Source organism: Arsukibacterium sp., assembly GCF_041616895.1.
GTDB lineage: Bacteria > Pseudomonadota > Gammaproteobacteria > Enterobacterales > Alteromonadaceae > Alishewanella.
This window is the reverse complement of the sequence record NZ_JBFJPY010000174.1, coordinates 1-3,018: the sequence shown is the minus strand read 5'-3', so window position 1 is coordinate 3,018 and position 3,018 is coordinate 1. Positions and strand designations below refer to the sequence as shown.

The 3,018-nt window shown below is 44.4% G+C and carries 4 protein-coding genes; all 4 read right to left on the bottom strand.

Annotated features, from left to right (window positions below):
• Positions 1-264, bottom strand: a 264-nt coding sequence (locus ABY802_RS16400; RefSeq protein WP_372628192.1) for an extracellular solute-binding protein, incomplete at its 3' end; no start/stop codon positions are given.
• A gap of 166 nt (positions 265-430) precedes the next feature.
• Positions 431-1,243, bottom strand: a complete 813-nt coding sequence (locus tag ABY802_RS16395; protein ID WP_372628191.1) for a TlpA family protein disulfide reductase — start codon at positions 1,241-1,243, stop codon at positions 431-433.
• A 10-nt stretch (positions 1,244-1,253) separates the two neighbouring features.
• Positions 1,254-1,685: a methylglyoxal synthase gene (locus ABY802_RS16390; RefSeq protein ID WP_372628190.1), complete on the bottom strand. Its 432-nt coding sequence runs from the start codon at positions 1,683-1,685 to the stop codon at positions 1,254-1,256.
• A gap of 112 nt (positions 1,686-1,797) precedes the next feature.
• Positions 1,798-2,694 carry a hypothetical protein gene (locus tag ABY802_RS16385; RefSeq protein WP_372628189.1) on the bottom strand — a complete coding sequence of 299 codons (897 nt, stop codon included), beginning with the start codon at positions 2,692-2,694 and terminating at the stop codon, positions 1,798-1,800.
• Between the last annotated feature and the right edge of the window lie 324 nt (positions 2,695-3,018).

Genomic DNA, 3,018 nt, shown 5'->3' with positions numbered 1-3,018 from the left:
TGCTGGAATAGCCGAGCTCAGCGTTTCAGACTCGATGCTTTGCAATACCCCCTGAGTTTTGGCACGGTATAAGCGGCCCACATCGGTACTGATCAATACATCAGCAGGACTGTTGCGCCCTTCACTGGCCAATCGGCTAATGAGTTCGTCAGGCTTACCGGTAATTAGGTTAACCTTGATACCAGTGTCCTTGGTAAAGTCATCCAGCAACGGTTTAATCAACTCTTCCTGTCGGGCAGAATAAATATTTACTTCACTGGCCATTGCCGAAGCGGCACTGAGTAAAGCACTGGTAAGGGCAGAAACAAGCAATAATGTCGGTTTAATACGCATAGGGAATAACTCCAACTTCAGGCTAATGTGCAGGGTTGTTATATAAACATAAACGCGAATTATTCTCAATAAGTTTGCGATCTATATTTATTAATATTTATTCTGCACCTACTCCCAGTTGTTGCAGGCTTTGCGCCAGACTGGCCGCTGATAATTCACCCATATGGCTGTTAAGCAACTGCCCCTCTGCACCAAAATAAAGGGTTACCGGTAAGCCATGTGCCCCAAGCTGAGTGGCTAACTGGCCCTGGCGATCGAGCAACAAATATTGAAATGTTAACCCCGCTTGCTGCAGGTATTGCTGCACAGTCTCGGGATGTTCGCGCTGATTTAGCAGTACAAAACGTACCTCAGGATAGTCTTGCTCAGCTTGTTGTAATACCGGCATCTCCCGCCGGCAAGGCGGACACCAGGTAGCCCACAAATTAACCACAGTTATCTGGCCGCGGCCAAGCTCAGCTAAATTAACGCTATCCCCCTTTAACTGCTGTAAAGTCAGCTCAGGCAAAGTAGCTTGTTGGCGGCCAATATAAATAACGGAGCTAAACACACCAAACAACATCGTTACTGTTAATACCCCAGCCAGTAAAGCCTGCCGCTGCTGCTTACGCCGCCATAGCAGCCAGACTAAAATCATCAGCGCCCCGAGCAACGTCGCCGTGGTATCAAAACCACGGTCACGGATATCCAGCATTTGCCAGACACTGTTATAGCTGTCTGCAAAGCGGGCCACAAACACCAGTCGGCCCAGCAGTAAACTGCCCAGTAGTAGCGTTAACAGCGGATCGGTAACCGAGACGTTATATTTGCGGCCGACCAATGCGGCAACCAATAGCCCGAGCAGAACACTAATTAGAAGTAATAAAGGGCTTAGGGGTAAGGCCAGCGGCCCAACGTTTACTGCTGTCATCACATGTCTCTTATTCTTTAGTCATGCGCTTGTTATGCGCTGAAAAGTCGGGTACTTCCCGCTTATAGTCTTGCTGATATAAGCTTGAATGAATAATAAAATCGGCTGTGGCACGATTACAGGCCACCGGAATATTCCAGACAACAGCTAAGCGGATCAGCGCTTTAACGTCAGGATCATGTGGCTGGGAAGATAACGGGTCCCAGAAAAAAATCAGCCAGTCAATTTTCTGCTCAGCGATTAATGCACCAATTTGCTGATCGCCGCCAATCGGGCCGCTGGCCATACACTGCACCGGTTGCTTAAGCGCATCGCTAATCAGTTTACCGGTGGTGCCGGTTGCAACCAGGTTTTTATCGGCAAAAAACGCTTTGTGTTTACCTATCCATTCTAATAGGGTGGCTTTTTTACCATCGTGTGCCACCAGAGCAATGTTTTTCATAATGTGTCCCGCATTAACTATTTAGCTGACCATACACCCAAAAAAAAGCCCCGACAAGCGGGGCAAAATACATAATTTTTTCAGGGTACTAACTCAGTAAAACACTTAGCTGTTAATATTTACGGCAGGTCATGTGAATAGTGCAACTGTCGCCGTTAGAACTGCAACTAGTAGACGTATTACAAATCATTCCATTATCTTGTTGATAATTAGAGAGCAGAAACCCTCTCAGTGCTTCATTAAAATTTTGGCCATTGTTATGAGATAAGTCAAAATAAGCCATATTTTCACTGGCTGTCGCTGAGCCTGATAGCATGTTACAGTAATTGCCTGACGAAGCGCAGACAGCAACGCCCCCACTAGGTGTATTAATTATTGTAAATAACATTGGCTGTGCTACAACCTGTGACAGATCAGTTTGTACTTGCTGACCGTTTGAAGTGTTACGTAACACATTATCTGCAATATTAGTAATTGCTTCAGTGCGGTTCAAGGCTTTGTCAATAATGTCACCGTTGCGGGTTTTCTTGCCGTTTAATGGCGTTACTTCCCACTGACCATCAGTTTTAAGTTTATGTGATGACGCTTGTTCGCCATCAGTGGGGCTTTCGGTACCATAAATCTCGTTACACCCGGTATCATCACAGCATTCTTCAACTGTTGGATCACACATGTAAACAACTTTTTGATAGAAGCTGTTATTAATATTGGCATTACGAAAGGCCCAGAGCACATCATTGACGATATTATTCGATGCAGAACATTGTGAGGTGCATCTCGCAACAAAATCATAATCGGCATGTATCAGTATCCCGTCTGATTTTTGAATAACCCGCTTTACTAACGCTTTATGCTCAACGTTATTTGCATCTTTAAAATACACCGTTAAGGTATCGTAATGATAGGCAACGCAGGCCGAACTACCTTTATTAAGGCTATCAAAGCAGGTATTTGCAGATGCAGCAAACGAGCAGCAAAGTAATATTGTTGTAATTATCCACTTATACATTAAATAATGTCCTTTTGTATGTTTAAGTGTTTTAGCCACTAATAACGTAGTTATGTTATGACATAACCTTTGTCATTGACCTGTGTTAGCCATTTCGCATACACAACCTAGCATGGCTTTTACAAGCTAGCTATTTTTACCTGCTCAGGCAATACATGAATGTGAAAAATAGGTTAAAAACAGACAATATCAAATTTTTATCAACCTTTCGGTTCGTTACTGAACGCCGCTAGCGGCAGCAGCACGAAATAGCAGATAAAAAAAGCCCCGACAAGCGGGGCAAAACAACCAAGGTCCACGTATAACATCGTTATTGGTCTGGCG